The following is a 22,202-nucleotide window of genomic DNA, read 5'->3' as shown; positions in this document are numbered from 1 at the left end:
TCAAATGCCTGTGAAATTAAATGGAGGACTTAAGTTAGCTTTTAAATTTTAAACTTATAAAAAGTATGTTATACTAGCTGTAGTTTGCAGAAATATGGAAAACAAAAGAGTAAACAGTGTTTGCTAAACAAAAAGATAAGAGAGGACAGAAAATGGATTTTATTGAAATTTTTAAAGCGATTATATTAGGAATCATTGAAGGTATTACAGAGTGGTTACCAATTAGTAGTACAGGTCACATGATTTTAGCAGATGAATTTATTAAGCTCAATGTAACACCACAATTTAAAGAAATGTTCTTTGTAGTTGTGCAACTAGGAGCTATTATGGCAGTTGTTGTCTTGTTCTGGAATAAGCTATTTCCTATTTCTTTTAAAGATAAGGTAACAATTAAAAAAGATACCATCAACTTATGGTTAAAAGTAATTGTGGCTGTATTACCAGCTATGATTATTGGTCTACCTTTTGATGATTTATTAGACGAACTATTTTATAATTACCAAACAGTAGCATTAATGCTGATTATTTATGGGGTACTCTTTATTATTATTGAAAATCGTAATAAAGATAAGGTAGCAAAGATACAGACTTTAGATCAATTAACTTATAAAGCTGCGCTTATGATCGGTGTATTTCAAGTTCTTGCACTTATCCCAGGTACATCACGTTCAGGAGCAACAATTATTGGTGCTATATTAATTGGAACCTCACGTTTTGTAGCAGCAGAATTTACATTCTTCCTAGCTATTCCAGTTATGTTTGGAGCAAGCTTATTAAAGCTTCTTAAATTTGGATTTGTATTTACAAGTATGGAGCTGACTATCCTTTTAGTAGGAATGGTTGTGGCATTCGTAGTATCTATTTTAGCAATTAAGTTCTTAATGGGCTATATTAAGAAACATGACTTTAAAGCATTTGGATACTATCGTATTGTGTTAGGTATTATTGTTCTTGCCTATTTCTTCTTAAGATAGGCATACAAAAAAGCCCTACCAAGTATTTACTTGGTGGGGCTTTTTTATAAGGAGTAAGTCCTCACGTAAGTCTAATGCAATATTAAGTATATCACAATTGTTAGAATTGTAAACACAATTTATGGATTTAATTTTGAAATCCTGTTAAAATGAGTGGATTACTATCACTAATACCAAGACAAAAACTCATCTCTTGTGTATCAAGGTTATATACTGAAAGATAATTCTTAAAGCGAGGACCAGATAAGTCCTCTAGCAAGAGATAGACGAGATTATCTTTAAGAGTAAGATCGAGTACTTTTGGCCAAGAAGACGGGAGTGAAAGTAGGTAAGGAGTGGGAACTGATTTCTGATAGAGAAGTTCCTTATTTTCCAAAAGTAGATATTTTACTTCATTCTCTTGTAAAGCATAGGTAAATGTATATTGAGTATTGCATAGAACACCTTCAGCTTCAAAGGGAAGAGGGAAGTAGGATAAAGTATCATCTAAAGGATTATAAATTTGTAAGGTATTACCTGCTATAAAAAGGGCTAGCCCATTATCTGTAAGCGTATAGTGCATGCTATTTAATGCAGAAGGATGTGTCTCTAAGCGTTTATAATCAATGACATCAAAGGTATTTAAATCTACAGTATAAATAAGAGCATGGTAGCTCATGGCTTCACCAGCTAAGATAATAAGTTGGTTATCTATAACTCTCATATCAGATACATACATAGAGTGGGTATAAAGCTTTTGCGGTAAGTTAAGAGAGGAAAGCTTACCTGTAGCATTTTCAAGAATACGAAAGGTACTTAAATCTCCAGGAAAGGCAAAGAAGGTAAAGGTATCTGTTTCATAGTAATCTTGAAAGGTTGAGGTTAGAGGTTGACCATTTTGAGAAAATATTTTTTGATAGTTTTTAAATTGATTTTGTTCTATAAAGCCCTCTGAGTAAGGAACAAAGTTTTGTGAAGTAGCTTTTAGATCTTGACCAGAAAAAGTAAAAGCATGAATTTGTTTGTAAGTAAAATCAGAACCATAGATAGAGATATCAGTCAAATCCACACTATTTTGTGCATTTATGATTAATTCTGTGTATAACTTAGGGGGAAGAAAAGTTTTTATGAGGATAACTAAAGCGATTAGGCTTATAGCTAGTCCAGTAACTATTAAGGCTAATCGCTTTTTATATGTTTGTTTCATAAGTATCACCAATCCTTACTAGGATCAAATCCATAGATTTGCAGTGTTTCTAAATAGGGGCTACGTCCAATATCCCCAGGGGAAACAAAGATACCACCAGAGCTATCTAGGTCAATACCAAATTGCTTAAAAGTATGCCATACAATATGTGAACAATGGGTACTTGTAGGAATGGTCTTATTGGTTTTCATAGCAAGAATATTATAAGGAATACCTTGCATAGAAGTAGCAGCAAAGTTTGCAATTTCATCTAAGAAAGCTTGGTCTACATCTTTTAGACGCATCATTTTAAAGGTAGGACGATAAGACCACCAAGAAGCATCTTGCTCCATACTAAGTGTAAATGGTTCTAGTGATTCTAACATTTTACCACGTATACTATCAATAACAAGGCCAGCATGTCCATGACGCCAATTATATGTGTAAGTAGATTTAGATAAGAAGATGTAACCATTTTCATAAGGTGCTAGTTCAAAGGCTGGAATCATTTCACCTTTCTCATTAAGTACTTTATCAATATTTGTAAAAGGAGTCATTTTTGTTTTAACTACATTTTGAGGTTTAAAGTAATTGGATTGAAAAGATAACATTTTTGTTTTAAAATCAGGTTGTTGTTTCAAGATATCTATCATAGGTTTAGCAATACCTGTTTGAGCATAGAGTAAGGCATAATCTTCATCAGAGAAACTAGGTTGATCAAGAACTTCTTCTATAGAAACATGGCTAACTTGTGGTGCAAAAAACATGTTGTTAGCAGCATGAAAACCTAACAAAATATAGATAGTGAGTGCGAGGCCTAATATACTAGAGATAACTATTAAAGGTATTTTAAATTTTTTCATTGGGAATTCCTCCTAACTCCATTATCCACATTATAACAAAGTATTATGAGGCAAAAAAGAAGAATACTAAAAAGAGGTGACTTAAAATGATTAAACTGATTATTTCAGATTTAGATGGAACGTTAGCATTAGAGGATGGAAGCTTTTCAAAAGAAACTTTTGAAGTAATTCATGCACTTAATAAGAAAAATATAAAATTTGCTGTAGCAACTGGCAGGCAAGGTGCAACAGTAGAAAATGATTTTAAAGCAGTATTAGACTGTATTTATGTAATTGCAGACAATGGTGCTATGATTAAACATCAAGGACATGAAATAGGTGTAACCTATTTAGATCAGCAAAAAGCAAGACAGGTCATTGAAACAGGAAAGCAAATAGAAGGAATACAGATGATTATCTGCTGTAAAGATACTGCTTATAATCTTTCAGTGGATCCTCACTTTGAAGATGAGATTGCTAAGTATTATTATAGTCTTCAGAATGTAGATAGTAGTGATGATATAAAAGAAGATATTATTAAAATAGCCTTTTATCATAGAGAAGGTATAACAAAAGAAATAGAGAATGTTTTAAAAGAAAAATGGGGAGAACATTTTGCGATTACAGTATCGGGTAAAAATTGGGTGGATATAGGAAGTATTCAAACTAGTAAAGGTGCAGGGGTTAGATTCCTTCAACAGAAGTATCAGATAGATCCAGCAGAATGTATGGCATTTGGTGATTATTTCAATGATGTATCTATGTTGAATGAGGTAGAAGAAAGTTATGTAATGGAACATGCTCCAGTAGAAATGAAGCAACATGCTAAACATATTGCTAAAACAGGTAAGGTACTAGATATTATTAGAGAGAGATGTTTATAAATAGTAGCAGAATCATAAATAAAAATAGAAGAGGATATACCTTTGGGTATATCCTCTTCTATTTTTATTTATGATTTATATGTTAGAGAAAAGGGGGGAAGGTGGGAACTAACCCACTTTTTTACATAGACTAAATGTTAAATGAATTAATAAGTTTGTAATATAAAAGGGTAAGATAGGAAAAAATAAGGATAAAATAGGAAATGTAATAATATGGAAAAGCTAAAATTCTTGAAAAGACTTGTAAAGATGGAAAAAATGTGTATAATAAATATTACAAAGATGTTACAAACAACGAACAAAAATGTAACAACTTTAAAATTCGACTTGAAAAAAGGAGACGTATTATGAAACTTAAAAAATTATTTACTTTAACATTAATGGGAATAACTGCACTTTCAGCAACAGCTTCAGTACAAGCAAAGGAACTTACATATAAAAATGGGTGTGTTATTAAAGTTGGAAACTCTAATAGTTGTTCTCAAACAGGTAATAAGTCATCACAAGATTGCTCAAATTGGTTACCAAGTTGTCCAACTATAAACAGACCATCAACAGATTGTCCAGAATGGTTACCAGGTTGCTCAGATAATAATTGTCCAGATGTAGAATTACCAAGTGAACCAGATACTGACAAACCAGCAACAAATAAACCAGGTTGGTTACCAGATATTTCAGTACCAAGTAAACCAGATACAGAAACACCAGATACAAGTAAACCAGGAACAGGTACAGAAGTAAGCTCTCAAACAGCGTATGAAAATAAAGTATTAGAACTTGTTAACGTTGAACGTTCTAAAAATGGTTTAAAACCTTTAACAATGGATGAAAGCGTTAGAAAAGTAGCAAGAACTAAGTCTACAGATATGAGACAAAATAAATATTTTGATCATACAAGCCCAACATATGGATCACCATTTGATATGTTAAAACAATTTGGTATTAGCTATAGAAGTGCCGGTGAAAACATTGCACAAGGTTATCAAACACCAGAAGCAGTAGTAAAAGGATGGATGAATAGCCCAGGACACCGTGCAAACATTCTTAATTCAAGCTTCACACATATTGGTATAGGATATGATGCTCAAGGACATTACTGGACACAAATGTTCATTGGCAAATAATATAAAACATACAAATTAATAGATAAAATAGCGAAACATACATATAAAAATACAGCATACATACAAATGCATATAAAAATGAGGACTGTTACGGGACAGTCCTCATTTTTATTGTTATCACTTTAAAGGGAATGTGGTATATTGTCATAAGACAAGTAGTAAAATACATAAGCTAAAATATAAGGAGGTGGAAAAATGACGTATAAAACTCATATAGTAGGAGGAATAGTTTTAGCCGGCGTTATTCATCAACATTTTTTCACTTTGTCTGAACTAGAATTTACTTGTTATTACATTGGAGCAACTGCAGGAAGCTTGTTGCCAGATATAGATCATCCTCAAAGTTTTATTAGTCAACAAATGAGCTTATTACATTACCCATTTAAAAAGCTAGGACATCGAAAAGGAACACATAGTTTATTGGGCTTAGGTATAATGTGGGGAATAGTGTATTTGCTATTTGGAACTAATTATGTTGGATTAGGAGTAGTATTAGGATATTTATCACATTTACTCTTAGATATGCTAAATCCTAAAGGTGTACCTTTACTATACCCTTTTACAAAATACAAATATAAAATAATAGGTAAAATACATACAGGAGAAAGAGGAGAAGAGATTGTTTATTTTATACTAATGGTAGCTCTACTATTTTTAGTAGTAAAAGGCTTATCTCAAATATCATTCTTAGGATTATAAAAAGCACGTCTTCATTTGACTTTACAAAGTCTTATGGAGACGTACTTTTATTTACATCTTGTATTTTTTTTCGCGTACTTTAGCAGAAATCTCAGCTAATTCTTCCTTAGAAAGATCCTCTAAGTGCTCTAATTTTTCTAGGAAAGTAGCTGTACTTTCATTCGCTTTAATTTTCATAAATTCCATGTAGAAACTAACAACAATACCAGGAATAAGTGCAATGACAAATATCCCATAAAAACTTAAAAGTACAGTTAAAAGCCTACCTAGAGTTGTAACTGCATAGAAGTCACCAAAACCTATTGTTGAAACAACGGTAAAGCAGTACCATAGGCTATCCCCATAGGAATTAATACTAGGTTCAACTAGTTCAAAAATAAAACCCATAAAAAGAATAAAGATAAAAAAGCTTATAACAATCTTATCGGCATTTGTACTTTTTAATATTTTCCAAACTAACTTTAATTTTTTCATTGTTCACCTAAGCTGTAAATTAATGTTGGTAAGCAGCTTTCACTTGATCAATTCTTGAGGTTGCACCACGAAGAAGTAAATCACAAATAGTAAGTGCTGCCATAGATTCTACCACAACCACAGCACGTGCGACAACCGTTGGATCATGACGACCTTGAATAGAAACTTCTACATTTTCAAGATTATGATTAAGCGTTTGTTGAGGCTTAGCAATAGAAGGTGTAGGTTTAAAATGAGCACGGAAGACAACCGGTGATCCATCAGATAAACCACCCAGTATACCACCAGAATGGTTAGTATGTTTCAACACCCTTTTGCAAAGTGGATGAGCATTGCCTGAGAATCCATGACTTTTATAGTTTGCCTCGCCATAATGATCTAATTCAGTAGTGGTATAAAAAGCATCGTTATATGTAGAGCCTTTCATAGAGCTAGCCTTTACGCCTTCACCTACTTCAAAAGCTTTAACTGCATTAATACTCATAATGGCTTGTCCAAGACATGCATCTAGACGATCAAATACAGGTTCACCAATACCTACAGGTAGGCCTGTAACTTGACATTCTACTATACCGCCTATAGAATCTTGTTCTTCTTTCATCTGTGCAATAAGCTCCAGTGCAGCATCTGCCTTTGCAACATGAGGCATAGAAAGAAGATTATTTGGAATTTCGTTATAATTTATTTCATCATCATTAACAGTAATTGTTCCAAGTGCTTTAGTGTAAGCTTGAATGTGAATACCGAGTTCCTTTAAAACGAGCATAGCCACACTACCGGCAGCAACACGAGCAGCTGTCTCACGAGCAGAGGCACGTCCACCTCCACGATAGTCACGATTTTCATATTTTAAGTGATAAGTATAGTCAGCATGTGAAGGACGATAAATGTCTTTTAAATGGTCGTAATTATGAGAACGTTGGTCTTCATTACGAATCATAAGACAGATAGGGGTGCCCGTAGTTTTTCCGTTAAATACCCCTGATAAAATTTCTATTTCATCAGATTCTTTACGCGCAGTGGCAATTTTAGGATTGCCAGGTTTTCTTCTAGCCATGTTCTTCATAATATCTTCCTTTGAAAGAGGTATATTAGAAGGGCAGCCATCAATAATGACACCAATGGCAGGGCCATGAGATTCACCAAAAGTAGATACAGTAAAATATTTGCCAAAAATAGAACCGGACATATGAAAACCTCCCTTGAATGATTTGTCTTAATTGTAACAAATTATTAGAATACCTTCAATAACTGTGACTAAAAGTAGGAAAAAATGATAAAAATACAGAAGAGGATTCTTGTAATAACATACTTTTTCTTGTAAACTGTATGGTAGTATATGACAGATAGGAGATACACTAATATGTACGAACTATTAAAAGTAGAAGGTAGAGCAAAACGTGGTAGATTTCATACTGTACACGGTACAATTGAAACACCAGTTTTTATGAATGTAGCTACAGTAGCAGCGATTAAAGGTGCACTTGGTGCAGAGGACCTTCACAATATCCATACACAAGTTGCTTTATCTAACACATATCATCTGCATTTAAGACCAGGTGATAAGGTAATTAAAGAGCTAGGTGGATTACACAAATTTATGGTATGGGACAAACCGATTTTAACAGATTCAGGTGGATTCCAAGTATTTTCACTTGCGGCTATGCGTAAGATTAAAGAAGAAGGCGTATATTTCTCTTCACATATTGATGGTCGTAAGATTTTTATGGGACCAGAAGAAAGTATGCAAATTCAATCAAACATTGCTTCAACAATAGCAATGGCATTTGATGAGTGCCCACCAGCACTTGCAGACAGAGCGTATATTTTACCTTCTGTAGAGCGTACAACAAGATGGCTTAAACGTTGTATGGATGAGATGAACCGTCTTAACTCTTTAGAAGATACAATTAATAAACAACAAATGCTCTTTGGTATTAACCAAGGTGGTATTTTACCAGATGTACGTATTGAGCATGCTAAGGTTATTCGTGAATTTGATTTACCAGGTTACGCAGTAGGTGGACTTGCAGTAGGTGAAAGTCATGAAGATATGTACAACGTACTTGAAGCTGTTGTGCCTTATTTACCACAAAATAAGCCAACTTATTTAATGGGTGTAGGTACACCAGAAAATATTTTAGAAGCAGTTGATCGTGGTATAGATTTCTTTGACTGTGTATTACCAGCACGTAATGGTAGACATGGGCATGTTTACACTAACCATGGCAAGATGAATCTTTTCAATCAGAAATTTGAGAAAGATATGAGCCCAATTAGTGAAGAATGTAAATGTCCAACATGTCAAAAATACAGTAGAGCTTATATTAGACATCTTCTTAAAGCAAAAGAAATGCTTGGTATGAGACTTTGTGTTATTCATAACCTTTACTACTTCAACAACTTAATGACAGAAATTCGAGATGCATTAGACAAAGGTGAATTTGCTAAATACAAGGAAATGCGTCTAGAAGGATATAAAAACAAATAATTTATAATAATGGAGGAGAAAATTATGCAAACAGCATCAACAGGCGGAATGCTTATGTCAACAGTGCTTTACCTTGGATTTTTCTTTTTAATTATGTACTTCTTAATTATCCGTCCACAAAAGAAAAGAGACAAACAAGTAGCGGATATGCAAGGGTCTATCAAAGTAGGGGATGAAGTATTACTTACAACAGGTATTTATGGTAAAGTTGTAGATATCATCAATGACTTATTTATTATTGAACTTGGCCTTAACAAAAGTGTTCGTATCCCAGTTAAAAGAGTAGCAGTTGCATCAGTAGGTGCACCAAACCTTACAATCTCTAAAGCTGCAGAGCCAGTGGTAGATGATGAAGATGAATACGAAGAAGATGAATATGAAGAATACGAGGAAGAGGATGAGGAATAATCATCCTCTTCTTTTTCTAAGGAGTGAGTAATATGCTTGAAGATAACAAAATGTTAGAAGCAGCTAAGGTTGGCAAAGGAGCAAGTATTGTTTCCATTATTTTAATGCCTTTTATATTTACAATATTGCTTTCCGTAGGAATAGGAGTAGCATCTATTATAGGAGTTACTATCTTTGGAAATAATGAAACAGAACTTAGCCTTATTTATTTACAATACATGCAATATGCTATTTCCTTTGCAATAGCTGGAGGAGGTATTTTACTTTATGTTTCTTATATAGAGAAGCGTAAAGTAGAGAGTCTTGGATTCTTCAAAAATCATGTTATATCAAGTTATTTAAAAGGAATGGCTATAGCTGTTATTGGAGTTTTATTAGTAATAAGTATTTTACAGTTTAAAGGTGAAATAACATTAACTGTATCTAATCTTCCTATAGGTATTAATGGCGTAATACTTTTTGGCCTCATTCTTACGGCTTGGATTATTCAAGGAGCTGCAGAAGAGATATTAGTACGTGGCTATATGTTTCAATCTATTGCTGTAAAGTATGGTGTTTATAAAGGGATTATCTTCTCCTCAGTTGTTTTCTCGTTATTACATTTAGGGAATAGTGGTGTCACTGCTATCAGTTTAATTAATATTTTGATGTGTGGATTGATGCTGTGTCTGTTAGTCTTAAAAGAGGAAAATCTATGGGGTGCATGTGGATTCCATACAGCTTGGAATCTCTTTCAAGGAAATGTATTTGGAATCAATGTGAGTGGAAATGCATTAGATGTTAGCTTATTTAAAACTCACATAGGAGAGGCTTCTATATGGAATGGTGGGCCTTTTGGAATGGAAGGAAGTATATTAACTACAGGTTTTATGATTGTGGTAAGTGGTATATTAATATGGCAACTATCTAAAAAAACAGCATAAAGATTTCTTTATAAAAAGTTCTTAATTTATTAGAGTGGGCGTCATATTTTGTTAAAAAATTACAGGCATAATAATATATGAAGAGAAGAGATGTAGCAGAAATCTTCCCTAACAGTTGAAGCTACATAACTCGCTCTAAAATTAAAATCTCCCCATATTATTATCCCTTTTTCAGTTTGTATAATATAAACGGAAACAAAGAAGACGCCATCCCCAAGGCGTCTTTTTTGTTTTGAGAGAAAGGTAACTTTATTAATTATAGATTAGGAACTTCAATAAAAGTAAGTTATTATAAATTTATCCTTGACTTTTGTAAAGAAACGGCGTATACTATAAAAGTATTCAGTAGTCAGCTATATCGCTTCACGTGTTAATTGAGATTCACATGTTATTAGAGATTATATATGTTACTTAATATAATCTGTAATATTATGTGAATTTTTTTTGTTTACGTAGATTACAGAAATTCATATTAGGAGGTACCGCACATGATGACAGGTACAGTTAAATGGTTTAACGCAGAAAAAGGTTTTGGATTTATTTCAAGAGAAGATGGAGATGACGTATTCGTACATTTCTCAGCAATTCAAGGAGATGGATTCAAATCTCTTGAAGAAGGACAAAAAGTAAACTTCGACCTTACTAAGGGTCCACGTGGCGCTCAAGCAGAGAACGTTACAAAAGCATAATAACTCAACAGTTATTTTAAAGGCAGAACTTTGGTTCTGCCTTTTTTGCTTTATATTATTGTTTAGAGAGTATTATGTAATTCATTTTATGGACTAAGAAAGTTGTTAATTTATTAAAATTTCCTTCAAATCAAATTCACTGTAAGCCTTTAAAATAATATATGAAGAGAAGAGATGTAGCAGAAATCTTCCCTAACAGTTGAAGCTACATAACTCGCTCTAAAATTAAAATCTCCCCATATTATTATCCCTTTTTCAGTTTGTATAATATAAACGGAAAAAAAAGAAGGCGCCATCCCCAAGGCGTCTTTTTTTTGAGTAAAATAAGAACTAGAAATGCTTATGAAAATAATTTCATATTTTATCTAGAAAAGAAAATTGTCTTCATAACTTATTCAAGAGGATAAGATATGATAGTTACATGAGCAGATGATGTATAGCATAATCTTCCCTAACAGTTATAGCTATAGATCTCACTCTGAGATTAAAATCTCCCCATATTATTTATCCCTTTTTCAGTTTGTATCAATATATAAACGGATCAAAAGACGCCTTCCCCAAGGGCGTCTTTTTTTTGTGAAAAGGATTTCATATTTTTTTTGAAAAATGAAGATTATCTTCATAACTTATTCAAGAGTATGGATTAATATAGTCACATGAGCGAATGATATGTAGCCTAATCTTCCCTAACAATTAAAGCTACATATCTCACTCTGAGATTAAAATCTCCCCATATTATTTATCCCTTTTTCAGTTTGTATGAATATATAAACGGACAAAAAGACGCCTTCCCCAAGGGCGTCTTTTTTTATATCTATAATTCTTTATAAAAGGATTCCAACATAATATAGGCAAGTTCTTCTGTGCTAGGATGGTGAAGTTTAGCAAGAGGTAATCGTTTAATCTTAAAACGATGAGGATTCTTACGATAAGAAGGAGAAATCTTCAAGAGATGCTCTTCTATAGTCGTAATAAAAGAAGAAAGTGTATAAATTTCATATTTCTCAACAGAGCAACGTGTAGCAAGAGGTTCTAAAAGTGCAATGAGAATATCTTGGTAAGTTGCAGTAGGGGAAAGCTTAAGTAGATTAGCAAAGGTGGGAATGATTTTCTCAAAGAGCATACGTTTACTATTCATTTCGGGCAATTTAAGATGCTTACCAATTTCAAAAATAATCTCATCGGAGAGCGTTTGAAGCTTATTCCAAATTATTTCATCATCTACAGGTTCAATATAGTACCGCTGTCCTTTTAGGCCACGGATTACTTTTAAAGCATCATAATAGCCTAATTTAATATTTTGCTTAATAAGCTCATTAGTAAATAAGAGGGTTGTACCCAAATCTTCTGAAGGTAAAACATTAATAATCTCAGCATTATGTGGGTCGAGCTTTGAAAATTTATCACTGCTTGAAGTGCGTATAGCAATAATCTTATCATATCCTTTTCTAAGAAGTAGATTGACAGGACAATTATCATGAATGCCTCCATCTATATAGTACTTCCCATCTAGAGGGCAAAGTTTAAAGCCTGGAAAACTGGCACTTGCCATAATATAATCTTTAATTTTTCCATCAGGAATAAGTTCTTTATAAATTTCTACAGGTTTAAAGTCAGGAATAGATACAGTAACCATTCCAAAATCTCGGTTAGAGGTACGAAGTTTATCTTCATCTATAAGTTGATCTAAAACATTTCTTAGCTTTCCAGTATCAATACCGCCATTTTCAATAAATGCTTTTGCACGGTTTTTCAAATACTTAATCATATCTAAAGAGAGTTCACTCTGAACCATCTTTCCCATATACCCATCATCTATATCAAATAAGGTAGAGGGCTCTAAGTTAATCCAAAGCTCATAGAGTTTATTAAAGTCGCCTTGTGAAACTAAAGCACCGTTAAAAGCACCTATAGATGTTCCAACAACACCATCAAATTCATAGCCATTTTCAAGAAAGGCCTTAATAGCACCAATGTGGAAGGCTCCTTTTGCACCGCCGCCTTCTAAAGCTAATCCTAGCATGATTATCATCTCCATATAATTTACAGTTTCTAAATATACTCTAACAAATTGCTTTTATGCTGACAATCTATAATAATAGATTGTTTTATATATATGGAAGGTATTCTTTCCTATTAATAATGAGATTAGTAAAAATTGTGCTAGTCTGTTAAAGAATTTAACATAGATTTAACATAACTCAAATATGTTTTGAACATTAGGGGGGTATCCTTAATCTCGTAAATTACATAAGGGGGCAATAAAAAATGAAAAATAAATTTTTAAGAATATTAGGCGTAGCAACAATTGGAATGGCAATGTTAACAGGATGTTCAGGTGGTACAACAAGTACACCAGCACCAACAGGTTCAGCTACTGAAAATACACAAGCTTCTGATACACAAAAAGAAGATACACAAAAAGCAGGCGGTAAAGTTGTAGCAGTTGGTTCAACAACAGTAGCCGTACCAATGGAAAGCTTAGCAGAAAAATATAAAGAAGTTCAACCAGAAGTAGTAGTAGAAGTTCAAGGTGTAGGTTCATCTGCGGGTGTTAAAGCAGCACATGATGGAACAGCAGATATCGGTATGGTATCACGTGAACTTAAAGCAGAAGAAGAAAATGAAAACTTTGAAGTTACAACAATTGCATACGATGGTATTGCAGTAGTAGTAAACCCAACAAATGGTGTAACAGATTTAACAAAAGATCAAATTAAAGATATCTTTGAAGGAACAGTTACTAACTGGAGTGAAGTTGGTGGGACTGATCAACCAATCATCGTAGTATCTCGTGAAGATGGTTCTGGTACAAGAGGTGCTTTCGAAGAAATCCTTAAACTTGAAAAAGAAATCGATGGTAAAAAAGTTTCTTCTATGTCACAAGGTGCTCTTATCGCAGAAGGTAACGGTACAATGAAAGCAACAGTTGCTTCTAAAGAAGGTGCAGTAGGTTTCGTATCTTTAGGATTCATTGATGAAACAGTAAAAGCAATCAGTGTTGATGGTGTAGAACCAACAGTTGAAAGTGTAAAAGATGGCTCATTCAGTATTTCTAGACCACTTCTTATCTTAACAAGTAAAGAGGCTCCAGAAGTAACAAAAGAATTCGTAGACTTTATCTTAGGTGATGAAGGTCAAGAAATCGTTAGCGAAAAATATATCTCAGTTAAATAGAAAATATGATAAGGGGCTTTTAGCCTCTTATCCATTATAATTAATAAGGTGATCATGATGGATAGAATAATGAAGAAAGTGTTCTGGTGTTTTGCAGCTCTTACAATCTCAGTAGTTGCATTTATGGGATTCTATATCGTAGTCAATGGACTTCCATTCTTTCAACATACTAGTCTTTGGAAATTTTTAACCGGCACCAATTGGATGCCTTCAGGTGAAATCTTTGGGATTTTCCCAATGCTCGTTTCCAGCCTTTATGGTACGGCAGGGGCTATGCTTGTAGCCATTATAGTTGGAATTTGTACAGCAATTGTCTTAGTAGAAATTCTTCCTAGTAAACTCGCAAAAATTCTTTCAGCAGCAGTAGACTTATTAGCAGGGATTCCTTCAGTTATTTATGGATTCTGGGGGCTTATGGTAGTTGTACCAATGATTAATAAATTCTTTGGTGGAAAAGGAGCAGGAAGTAGCTTACTTGCTGTTATTTTCATCTTAGCATTAATGGTACTTCCTACAGTTATTCGTATGACAGAAGTAAGTTTAAGAGCAGTACCAAATGAATTTAAAGAAGGTGCGTTAGCACTTGGCGCAAGTAAATTACAATATATATTCAAAGTTCAGCTGAAAGCAGCTAAATCAGGAACTTTAGCAGGTATTATTTTAGCAACAGGACGTGCACTTGGTGAAACAATGGCTGTTATCCTAGTAGCAGGAAATACAGCATTACTTCCAACAAGCATTACTGACCCAGTAAGAACGCTTACAGCGAATATCGCAATCGAAATGGGTTATGCTTCAGGTATACATCAACAAGCACTTTTTGCAACAGGTATGATTTTATTCATCCTTATTATTGCAATCAACGTAATTACACATATAATCAATAATTATTCAGAAAGGAGGGAAGGCCGTGGAAGCAAAGCTTAGTGGTAATACGGTACAGGAAACTCCAGTAGCTGAACAAAAACCAGCGAAAAAGAATAATAATCCATTTAAATATGTTTCAACAAAAGAAAAAATTATTTATGGTGTTATTGGTTTAATTGCATTCTCTACATTTGCAATGCTTATTTGGATCTTATCTTATATCTTTATGAAGGGGATAGGTCATGTTAATATAGCAGGACTTATGCCAGCTATTATAACAACTATATATATGGTACTTATGGGGCTTGTAATTGCAGTACCAGTTGGAATGGGAACATCTATTTATCTAAGTGAATATGCAAAACAATCAAAATTCGTAAAGAGCTTACGTTTTGCTATTGAATGTTTAGCGGCTGTTCCTTCTATTCTATTTGGGTTATTTGGAATGATGTTCTTTGTAACACAACTCAAAATGGGCTACAGTATCCTTGCAGGGGGCTTAACAGTAGCACTTATGATCCTTCCAACAGTTGTAAAAACTACAGAGGAAGCTTTAAAAACAGTACCTTTAAGCTATAGAGAAGGTTCACTTGCACTTGGGGCATCAAAATTTGCAACAATCATGAAAGTTGTATTACCTAGTGCAGTACCAGGTATTTTAACAGGGATTGTATTTAGTACAGGACGTATCATTGGTGAAACAGCAGCAATTTACTTAACAGCAGGTATGGTATTTAGAGTACCTTCAAATGTTATGGAATCAGGTAGGACTTTATCAGTACACCTTTATATGTTAGCTAAAGAAGGTATTTCGTTAGAAGAAGCTTATGGAACAGCGATTGTTCTATTATTAGTAGTACTTACACTGAACTTATTAACTTATGTAATTGGAAGGAAGATGAAACATGGAAAATAACATTATAAGCGTATCGGATTTATCTTTCTACTATGGAGATTTCAAGGCGCTCAAAAATATAAATTTAGAAGTAAAAAAGAATGAAGTATTAGCTTTTATTGGACCTTCAGGTTGTGGTAAATCTACATTTCTTCGTATCTTAAATCGTATGAGTGATTTAGTTGAAGGCACAAAGGTTGATGGTAGCATTAAGTTTAAGGGGCAAGATATTTTTAATATGAACCCTATTGAACTTAGAAAAAAAGTAGGAATGGTATTCCAAAAACCAAATCCATTCCCAATGAGTATTTATGATAATATTGCTTACGGACCACGTATGCAAGGAATCAAAAAGAAAAGTGAATTAGACAAAATAGTTGAAGATAGTTTAAGAAAAGCAGCTATTTGGGATGAAGTAAAAGATCATTTACGTAAAAGTGCAACAAGTTTATCTGGTGGGCAACAACAACGTATCTGTATTGCACGTAGTATTGCAATGAATCCAGAAATCTTACTTATGGATGAACCAACATCAGCTCTTGATCCAATTTCAACATTAAAAATCGAAGATCTCATTAATGAACTTAAAAAACAATACACAATTGTTATTGTTACACATAACATGCAACAAGCAGCACGTATTTCTGATAAAACAGCATTCTTCCTTTTAGGGGAATTAGTTGAAGTTGATGCAACAGATAAAATCTTTGACCAACCAAGAGATCAAAGAACAGAAGACTATATCACAGGAAGATTTGGCTAAAAGGAGTGGGGAATATGTCACCAAGAAGAGTATTTGAAAAAGAATTAGAAGATCTTAGATTAGAAATGATTAAGATGGGTAATCAAGTTGAGACACTTGTTGCTAATACCATAGAAGCAGTAACCGAGCAAAATAAAGAATTAGCAAAACAAGTTATTAAAAGCGATGACCTTATCGATGAGATGGAAGTAGAAATCGAGAAAAAATGTGTAAGTCTCATTACACATCAACAACCTATTGCTAGAGACTTAAGACTTATTATGTCTATGCTTAAAAGTGTAACAGATATGGAACGTATTGGAGATCACTGCGAAGATATTTGTACTTATAGCTTAACACTAGAAGATGGCGTATGGACTAAAGAAATCGCTTATAAACGTCATATTGAGAAAATGGCAACACATGTAAGAGAGATGCTCAGTAGAACTTTAGATAATTTCATGCAAAAAGATTTAGATAAACTCAAAGAGATTTGTCAGTACGATGATAAAATCGATGAAGAGTTCACTAAAATCTTCAAAGAGATTACAATTGAAATGAGTAAAAACAGTGATTTTGTACCAAGTGGTGCAGCCTATATTATGATTGTTAAATACTTAGAACGTATTGCAGATCATATTACAAACATTGCTGAATGGTTAATTTACAACCTAACAGGTGAATTATAATAAAACAAAGCAGAAAGGGTATCGCATAAAGCGGTACTCTTTTCTATTTTTGTATATAGTGGATAACAAATATGCTATGCTAGAGAAAAGTTAATTTAATACAGTAAGATACAAGGTGAAGAAGTAGGAGAGACAATAGATATAAATCTAATAGGGTTAATATATATCTGAAATTAAGTAGGTAAAGTTTTTATTTATGTTATTTTATTAGATTTCATCTATAAAGAAAATAATAAAGCTCCTTGAGAATGCACTCAAGGAGCTTTATTACATATTAATCTTCAATACTATCGTCCATAGAATCTGCATCGCTAGGAGCAGCGTCTTGAACTTCGCCCATATCATCAGAGATAACAGTTTCAGATAAAACATCTTCAGCTAATGCATCGTCTGATTTGTCTTCAGCCATTTCTTCAGGAACTTCTTCAGTGATGGCTTCAAGAAGTGGGACTTCGTAAGTAGTTGTAAGGACTGCGTCATTCTTTTCAGAAAGAGCGATCTTTACAGCATCCATTAGAATGCTTGTAGATGCAGTGACATTACTTGCATCAGGAAGTTCAACAGATTGAGTAGAAGTAATATAATCATTGACAAAAGAAATGCTATCATTTAAATCTGAATAAAGCATTCTTTCTGATTCGTCAAATCCTTCTAAAGCAATAGAAGCGATTTGTTTGTCTTTGATTTCTACTACTAAATCCATATCTGCGTCTGTGAAAGCAATGTTTGCTATGTACATACCATCCTCATAGCTGTTATCGGGTGCAAAGGTTGGTGTAGCATCGTTACTACCTTTCAACATAAAGAAAGAAAAAGCAACGACAGCGACAACTAACATAATAAAAGGGATACGTAGATCTTTGAGTTTAAAGACCATAAATTTTGGACCAGACATTGTTACCCTCCTTTGAAATATGAAATGTCCTATTACATATATATGAAATAGGGACAAATATATGCTTGTATTATTTATAAAATAATTAAATAAATTTAATAGAGTTAGGTGAAATATAGAGAATGAATTAAATCGAACGTTAGGGTTTATAAAAAATAAAATGTTCGAAAAAACTATTGACCTAACCAAATTTCTCATGTAATATAACACTATGAGACATAAAGTCTAATAGGTCGTACATAAATATTAATTATAAACATTTAAAGGGGGTAGTTATTGTGGAGAAATTTTTCAAACTTCAAGAGAACAAGACCACAGTAAAGACAGAGATTTTAGCTGGTATTACAACTTTCATGACAATGGCTTACATATTAGCAGTTAACCCAGACATTTTAAGTGCAGCAGGTATGGATAAACATGGGGTATTCGTAGCAACAGTTCTTGCATCAGTTATAGGGACAGCTGTTATGGCACTTGTAGCAAACTATCCATTTGCACTTGCACCAGGTATGGGACTTAATGCATTCTTCGCATTTACAGTAGTATTAGGTATGGGGCATAGTTGGCAATTTGCATTATTTGCAGTATTCGTAGAAGGGATTATCTTCCTTATCTTAACAGCATTTAATGTTCGTGAAGCACTTTTCAATGCAATTCCAAAATGTATGAAGTATGCAGTTAGTGCAGGTATTGGTTTATTTATTGCTTTCATTGGTCTTAAAGGTGCAGGCGTTATCGTAGCAGATAGTGCAACATTCTTAGCACTTGGTAACATGACAACACCACAAACAGTACTTTGTATGTTTGGTGTAGTATTAATCGTAGTATTAATGAAGCGTAACGTACCAGGAGCAGTACTTATTGGTATCGTAGCAACTTACTTACTTGGAATTGGAGCAGAACTTATTGGTTGGTACGTAGTAGACGTTGAAGCAGGTGTTTACTCACTTATTCCTAACTTTGCATCAGGCCAAGGGTTATTCGGTGGACTTAGTGAAGTAGCTTTCAAATTCCCACCTATGAGTGAAGTATTTGGTAGTATAGATAGTATTTTAACTTTCGTAGTAGTAGTATTCTCATTCTTATTCGTAGATTTATTTGATACATTAGGTACACTTATCGGAGTAGCAGCAAAAGCTGATTACTTAGATGAAAAAGGTGAATTACCACGTGTAAAACAAGCATTATTTGCAGATGCAGTTGGTACAACAGCAGGAGCTCTTCTTGGTACTTCAACAGTAACAACATTCGTTGAAAGTAGTGCAGGGGTTATTGCAGGTGGACGTACAGGTCTTACAGGACTTTCAACAGCAGCTTGTTTTGCATTAGCATTATTCGCAGCACCAATCTTCATTGCTATTCCTTCTTTTGCAACAGCACCAGCACTTATCGTAGTAGGTGTTTTAATGCTTGAAAGTATTACAAAAGTAGACTTCAGTGATATTACAGAAGCTCTTCCAGCATTCTTAACACTTATCATGATGCCTCTTGCTTATAGTATTTCAGAAGGTATCGTATTTGGTGGTATCTCATATGTATTAGTAAAAGTATTCTCAGGTAAAGCAAAAGATGTAAGTATTGTTATGTACATTATGGCAGCTTTATTTGTAATCAAACTTATTATCTAATAGCTAACTAGTAGAATTTAAAATTAAATAAAGTTTCTATATGACTGACGGATTAGCAGAATGAACTGCGGGGAGTATAGAAATGGAAAGTCGACCGTCTGGGCACTACATAGTATATAAGTAGCGTCCAGACGGTCTTTTTATTGCTTTAAAATTACACAATAAAAATATATTTACAATTAAAAGGAGAGAGTCATGAGAGCATTAATTAGTGTATCAGACAAAACAGGAATCGTAGAATTTGCTAAAGAGCTTGTAAGTTTAGGCGTAGAGATTATTTCAACAGGTGGAACTTTTAATGTTTTACAAAACGCAGGCGTAGAAGTAATTGGTATTTCTGATGTAACAGGTTTTCCAGAATGTTTAGATGGTCGTGTTAAAACACTTCATCCTGCTATTCATGCTGGACTTCTTAATATTCGTGATAACGAAGAACATCAAAAACAAATGCAAGAATTAGGCCTTTCAAATATTGATCTTGTAGTAGTTAACCTTTATCCTTTCAAACAAACAATCCTTAAAGAAGGCGTTAAATTAGAAGAAGCAATAGAAAACATTGATATTGGTGGTCCAACTATGCTTCGTTCAGCAGCAAAAAATAATCATGATGTAACAGTAGTAGTAGACCCTACTGATTACGCTGTTGTATTAGAGGAATTAAGAGCAAATAACAAAGTAAGTGTAGATACAAACTTCTATCTTGCAACTAAAGTATTTGAACACACAGCAAACTACGATACAATGATTGCTAACTACTTAAGAGAACAACGTGGTGATTATAGTTTACCAAATACATTTACAATGACATTTGAAAAAGTTCAAGATATGCGCTACGGAGAAAATCCTCATCAAGGTGCAGCGTTCTATAAAGAAGTTGGAAAAACAAAAGGAACACTTGCTGATGCAGTACAATTAAATGGTAAAGAACTTTCATATAACAATATTAATGATGCAAATGGTGCACTTGAACTACTTCGTGAATTTAGTGAACCAGCTGTAGTAGCAGTTAAACATGCTAATCCATGCGGTGTTGGTGTAGGAAACAATGTACTTGAAGCCTACCAAAAAGCTTATACAGCAGATCCTGTTTCTATCTTTGGTGGTATTATTGTAACAAACCAAATAATTGATAAAGCAACAGCAGAAGAAATGTGTAAAATCTTCTTTGAAATTGTTATTGCGCCAGGTTACGAAGAAGAGGCACTTGAAGTATTTAAACTTAAGAAAAACTTACGTGTATTAAAACTTGAAAATATTACATACTCTGATCCACATGCATTAACAATGAAAAAAGTAGATGGTGGATTAATTGTTCAACAAAAAGACTTAGAACTTTTAATAGAAGAAGAGCTTAAAATAGTAACAGAGCGTACACCTTCTGAAAAAGAGATGGAAGATTTACACTTTGCATGGAAGCTTGTAAAACATGTAAAATCTAATGGTATTGCACTTGCAAAAGATGGCATGTCAGTTGGAATGGGTGGCGGTCAAACAAACCGTATTTGGGCAACGACACAAGCTATCGATCATGGTATGGAATTCTTAGGAGAAGAAGGTGTAAAAGGTAGCGTTTTAGCATCAGATGCATTCTTCCCATTTGATGATTGTGTAAAGGCAGCAGCTGCTGCAGGTATTACAGCAATTATTCAACCAGGTGGTTCTATTCGTGATGAAGATTCTATTAAAGCATGTAACGAAGCTGGAATTGCAATGGTCTTTACAGGTATGAGACATTTTAAACACTAAACATAAAGATTCAAGATAGGGTGCTAAGTAATTTAGTGCCCTATTTCTTGTTTGTTTAAATAAACAACTGTCCAAATGCGAAGAATTTTGGAAGTAAAATTCTTAAGATAGAGAGATATAAGATTAAATGGAAAAATATAGAAATAAATCAAAAATTAACTTTAATTTTTAATTGAACCGTGGTAAAATAATAAGGTATTGGAGATTTTGTAAGGGGGGAAACCATGGATATTGATGCTAGAATGCATGGGATATCAAATGCACTCAAAGAACTAAAGAATTATACAGATGTAGAAGGGTTTGTAACAGATCTAGAGTATCATGTAGGACAATTATCTTATTTCTATGATGAATTAACACCTAAGCAAACAGGTGATCCATCAACTACATTTTATCGACCTAAGCATATACCTAAAGTACATCAAATTGCTTATTTTAATTTAACCAGGGGATTTCCAAAAGAACTCTATGGGGGACATTGGTGCTATGTATTTAAATACTTTAAAAGCAAGTTTGTTGTTATTCCAACAACATCTGTAAAAGCTGATTCATTACCACCAGATCCAGAGTTTCAATTGGATATAGCAGTAAATAACTTTAAGAACGGAATGCTAACAAGGCTACAGTTAAGTGATATGCGTACAGTAGACATACAGCGTCTCTATTGTGGAAAAGGTTTTTATGATGTAATTACAGATAGAGAATATATTGTACAAAACGTAAATAAGATGCTATTAGATAAATAATTACAAGATAATATAAAAAACTTTAGGTAATAAAAGGGAGGGGCCTTTTATTACCTATTTTTTATGTAAAATTAGTATAAAAAATTCTAAAAATATACTTTAACACGTTGAAATGATACAGAGTTAAATGTATAATAATACATA

General features: G+C 33.4%; 23 protein-coding genes and 1 riboswitch. Of the genes, 17 read left to right on the top strand and 6 right to left on the bottom strand.

The window, feature by feature from the left end:
- Positions 1–152 precede the first annotated feature (152 nt).
- Positions 153–974, top strand: coding sequence for an undecaprenyl-diphosphate phosphatase (locus tag BN2390_RS21010; protein ID WP_053986239.1), 822 nt, complete (start codon positions 153–155; stop codon positions 972–974).
- 127 nt (positions 975–1,101) lie between these two features.
- Here BN2390_RS21010 and BN2390_RS21005 read toward each other — a convergent pair whose 3' ends face one another.
- Both BN2390_RS21005 and BN2390_RS21000 read right to left on the bottom strand, forming a co-directional pair.
- Entirely contained in the window at positions 1,102–2,022 is a 921-nt protein-coding gene (locus tag BN2390_RS21005) for a hypothetical protein (protein ID WP_207642822.1), read from the bottom strand.
- Positions 2,023–2,165: 143 nt separating this feature from the next.
- Positions 2,166–3,002 carry a hypothetical protein gene (locus tag BN2390_RS21000; protein WP_053986237.1) on the bottom strand — a complete coding sequence of 279 codons (837 nt, stop codon included), beginning with the start codon at positions 3,000–3,002 and terminating at the stop codon, positions 2,166–2,168.
- Between the two features lie 86 nt (positions 3,003–3,088).
- Between BN2390_RS21000 and BN2390_RS20995 the strand changes: the two genes are divergently transcribed.
- From BN2390_RS20995 to BN2390_RS20985, 4 genes are all read left to right on the top strand, one after another.
- Entirely contained in the window at positions 3,089–3,865 is a 777-nt protein-coding gene (locus BN2390_RS20995) for a Cof-type HAD-IIB family hydrolase (RefSeq protein WP_053986236.1), read from the top strand.
- A 213-nt stretch (positions 3,866–4,078) separates the two neighbouring features.
- The gene (locus BN2390_RS21845; protein ID WP_154668868.1) at positions 4,079–4,216 is read left to right on the top strand and encodes a hypothetical protein; all 138 of its coding nucleotides are present in this window, start codon (positions 4,079–4,081) and stop codon (positions 4,214–4,216) included.
- Entirely contained in the window at positions 4,213–4,989 is a 777-nt protein-coding gene (locus BN2390_RS20990; protein WP_053986235.1) for a CAP domain-containing protein, read from the top strand. The genes BN2390_RS21845 and BN2390_RS20990 overlap by 4 nt, the downstream gene beginning before the upstream one ends.
- A gap of 195 nt (positions 4,990–5,184) precedes the next feature.
- Positions 5,185–5,688 carry a metal-dependent hydrolase gene (locus BN2390_RS20985; RefSeq protein ID WP_053986234.1) on the top strand — a complete coding sequence of 168 codons (504 nt, stop codon included), beginning with the start codon at positions 5,185–5,187 and terminating at the stop codon, positions 5,686–5,688.
- Between the two features lie 51 nt (positions 5,689–5,739).
- On the opposite strand, the gene BN2390_RS20980 is transcribed toward BN2390_RS20985, so the two are convergent.
- Both BN2390_RS20980 and aroC read right to left on the bottom strand, forming a co-directional pair.
- Entirely contained in the window at positions 5,740–6,162 is a 423-nt protein-coding gene (locus tag BN2390_RS20980; RefSeq protein ID WP_053986233.1) for a potassium channel family protein, read from the bottom strand.
- Between the two features lie 19 nt (positions 6,163–6,181).
- Positions 6,182–7,351, bottom strand: coding sequence for a chorismate synthase (gene aroC, locus BN2390_RS20975; RefSeq protein WP_053986232.1), 1,170 nt, complete (start codon positions 7,349–7,351; stop codon positions 6,182–6,184).
- Positions 7,352–7,525: 174 nt separating this feature from the next.
- On the opposite strand from aroC, the gene tgt reads away from it, so the two are divergent.
- The 4 genes from tgt (at position 7,526) to BN2390_RS20955 (ending at position 10,673) form a co-directional block, all read left to right on the top strand.
- Positions 7,526–8,653 carry a tRNA guanosine(34) transglycosylase Tgt gene (gene tgt / locus BN2390_RS20970; protein ID WP_053986231.1) on the top strand — a complete coding sequence of 376 codons (1,128 nt, stop codon included), beginning with the start codon at positions 7,526–7,528 and terminating at the stop codon, positions 8,651–8,653.
- Positions 8,654–8,677: 24 nt separating this feature from the next.
- A complete protein-coding gene (gene yajC / locus BN2390_RS20965; protein WP_242847705.1) occupies positions 8,678–9,061 on the top strand; it encodes a preprotein translocase subunit YajC in 384 nt (127 codons plus the stop codon).
- 32 nt (positions 9,062–9,093) lie between these two features.
- Positions 9,094–9,984 (top strand): CPBP family intramembrane glutamic endopeptidase, encoded by an 891-nt coding sequence (locus BN2390_RS20960; protein ID WP_053986229.1) that lies wholly within the window; start codon positions 9,094–9,096, stop codon positions 9,982–9,984.
- Positions 9,985–10,472: 488 nt separating this feature from the next.
- Positions 10,473–10,673, top strand: coding sequence for a cold-shock protein (locus BN2390_RS20955; RefSeq protein WP_053986228.1), 201 nt, complete (start codon positions 10,473–10,475; stop codon positions 10,671–10,673).
- An 814-nt stretch (positions 10,674–11,487) separates the two neighbouring features.
- On the opposite strand, the gene BN2390_RS20950 is transcribed toward BN2390_RS20955, so the two are convergent.
- Positions 11,488–12,696, bottom strand: a complete 1,209-nt coding sequence (locus tag BN2390_RS20950) for a patatin-like phospholipase family protein (protein WP_053986227.1) — start codon at positions 12,694–12,696, stop codon at positions 11,488–11,490.
- 245 nt (positions 12,697–12,941) lie between these two features.
- On the opposite strand from BN2390_RS20950, the gene BN2390_RS20945 reads away from it, so the two are divergent.
- From BN2390_RS20945 to phoU, 5 genes are read left to right on the top strand one after another with little or no spacing between them, the layout of a single operon-like run.
- Positions 12,942–13,850, top strand: a complete 909-nt coding sequence (locus BN2390_RS20945) for a phosphate ABC transporter substrate-binding protein (protein WP_053986226.1) — start codon at positions 12,942–12,944, stop codon at positions 13,848–13,850.
- Positions 13,851–13,907: 57 nt separating this feature from the next.
- The gene (gene pstC / locus BN2390_RS20940; protein ID WP_242847704.1) at positions 13,908–14,777 is read left to right on the top strand and encodes a phosphate ABC transporter permease subunit PstC; all 870 of its coding nucleotides are present in this window, start codon (positions 13,908–13,910) and stop codon (positions 14,775–14,777) included.
- Positions 14,761–15,633 (top strand): phosphate ABC transporter permease PstA, encoded by an 873-nt coding sequence (gene pstA / locus BN2390_RS20935; RefSeq protein ID WP_082238895.1) that lies wholly within the window; start codon positions 14,761–14,763, stop codon positions 15,631–15,633. Before pstC ends, pstA begins: the two co-directional genes overlap by 17 nt.
- Complete coding sequence (gene pstB / locus BN2390_RS20930; RefSeq protein WP_053986224.1) at positions 15,623–16,375, top strand: phosphate ABC transporter ATP-binding protein PstB; 753 nt, start codon at positions 15,623–15,625, stop codon at positions 16,373–16,375. The genes pstA and pstB overlap by 11 nt, the downstream gene beginning before the upstream one ends.
- A gap of 14 nt (positions 16,376–16,389) precedes the next feature.
- Positions 16,390–17,043 carry a phosphate signaling complex protein PhoU gene (phoU, locus tag BN2390_RS20925; RefSeq protein WP_053986223.1) on the top strand — a complete coding sequence of 218 codons (654 nt, stop codon included), beginning with the start codon at positions 16,390–16,392 and terminating at the stop codon, positions 17,041–17,043.
- Positions 17,044–17,317: 274 nt separating this feature from the next.
- Here the strand turns inward: phoU and BN2390_RS20920 are convergent, their stop codons facing one another.
- Positions 17,318–17,881, bottom strand: coding sequence for a hypothetical protein (locus BN2390_RS20920; RefSeq protein WP_198524962.1), 564 nt, complete (start codon positions 17,879–17,881; stop codon positions 17,318–17,320).
- Between the two features lie 332 nt (positions 17,882–18,213).
- On the opposite strand from BN2390_RS20920, the gene BN2390_RS20915 reads away from it, so the two are divergent.
- The 3 genes from BN2390_RS20915 (at position 18,214) to BN2390_RS20905 (ending at position 22,058) form a co-directional block, all read left to right on the top strand.
- Complete coding sequence (locus BN2390_RS20915; RefSeq protein ID WP_053986221.1) at positions 18,214–19,566, top strand: NCS2 family permease; 1,353 nt, start codon at positions 18,214–18,216, stop codon at positions 19,564–19,566.
- Positions 19,567–19,596: 30 nt separating this feature from the next.
- A riboswitch (ZMP/ZTP riboswitch) is annotated at positions 19,597–19,677 on the top strand.
- An 84-nt stretch (positions 19,678–19,761) separates the two neighbouring features.
- The gene (gene purH, locus BN2390_RS20910; RefSeq protein ID WP_053986220.1) at positions 19,762–21,312 is read left to right on the top strand and encodes a bifunctional phosphoribosylaminoimidazolecarboxamide formyltransferase/IMP cyclohydrolase; all 1,551 of its coding nucleotides are present in this window, start codon (positions 19,762–19,764) and stop codon (positions 21,310–21,312) included.
- A gap of 224 nt (positions 21,313–21,536) precedes the next feature.
- Positions 21,537–22,058, top strand: a complete 522-nt coding sequence (locus BN2390_RS20905; protein WP_053986219.1) for a hypothetical protein — start codon at positions 21,537–21,539, stop codon at positions 22,056–22,058.
- The last annotated feature ends 144 nt before the right edge of the window (positions 22,059–22,202 follow it).

This window comes from Niameybacter massiliensis (assembly GCF_001282685.1).
Classification (GTDB): Bacteria; Bacillota; Clostridia; order Lachnospirales; family Cellulosilyticaceae; genus Holtiella; species Holtiella tumoricola.
Note: the sequence above shows the minus strand (reverse complement) of the source record. Positions and strands in the feature narration are given on the sequence as shown.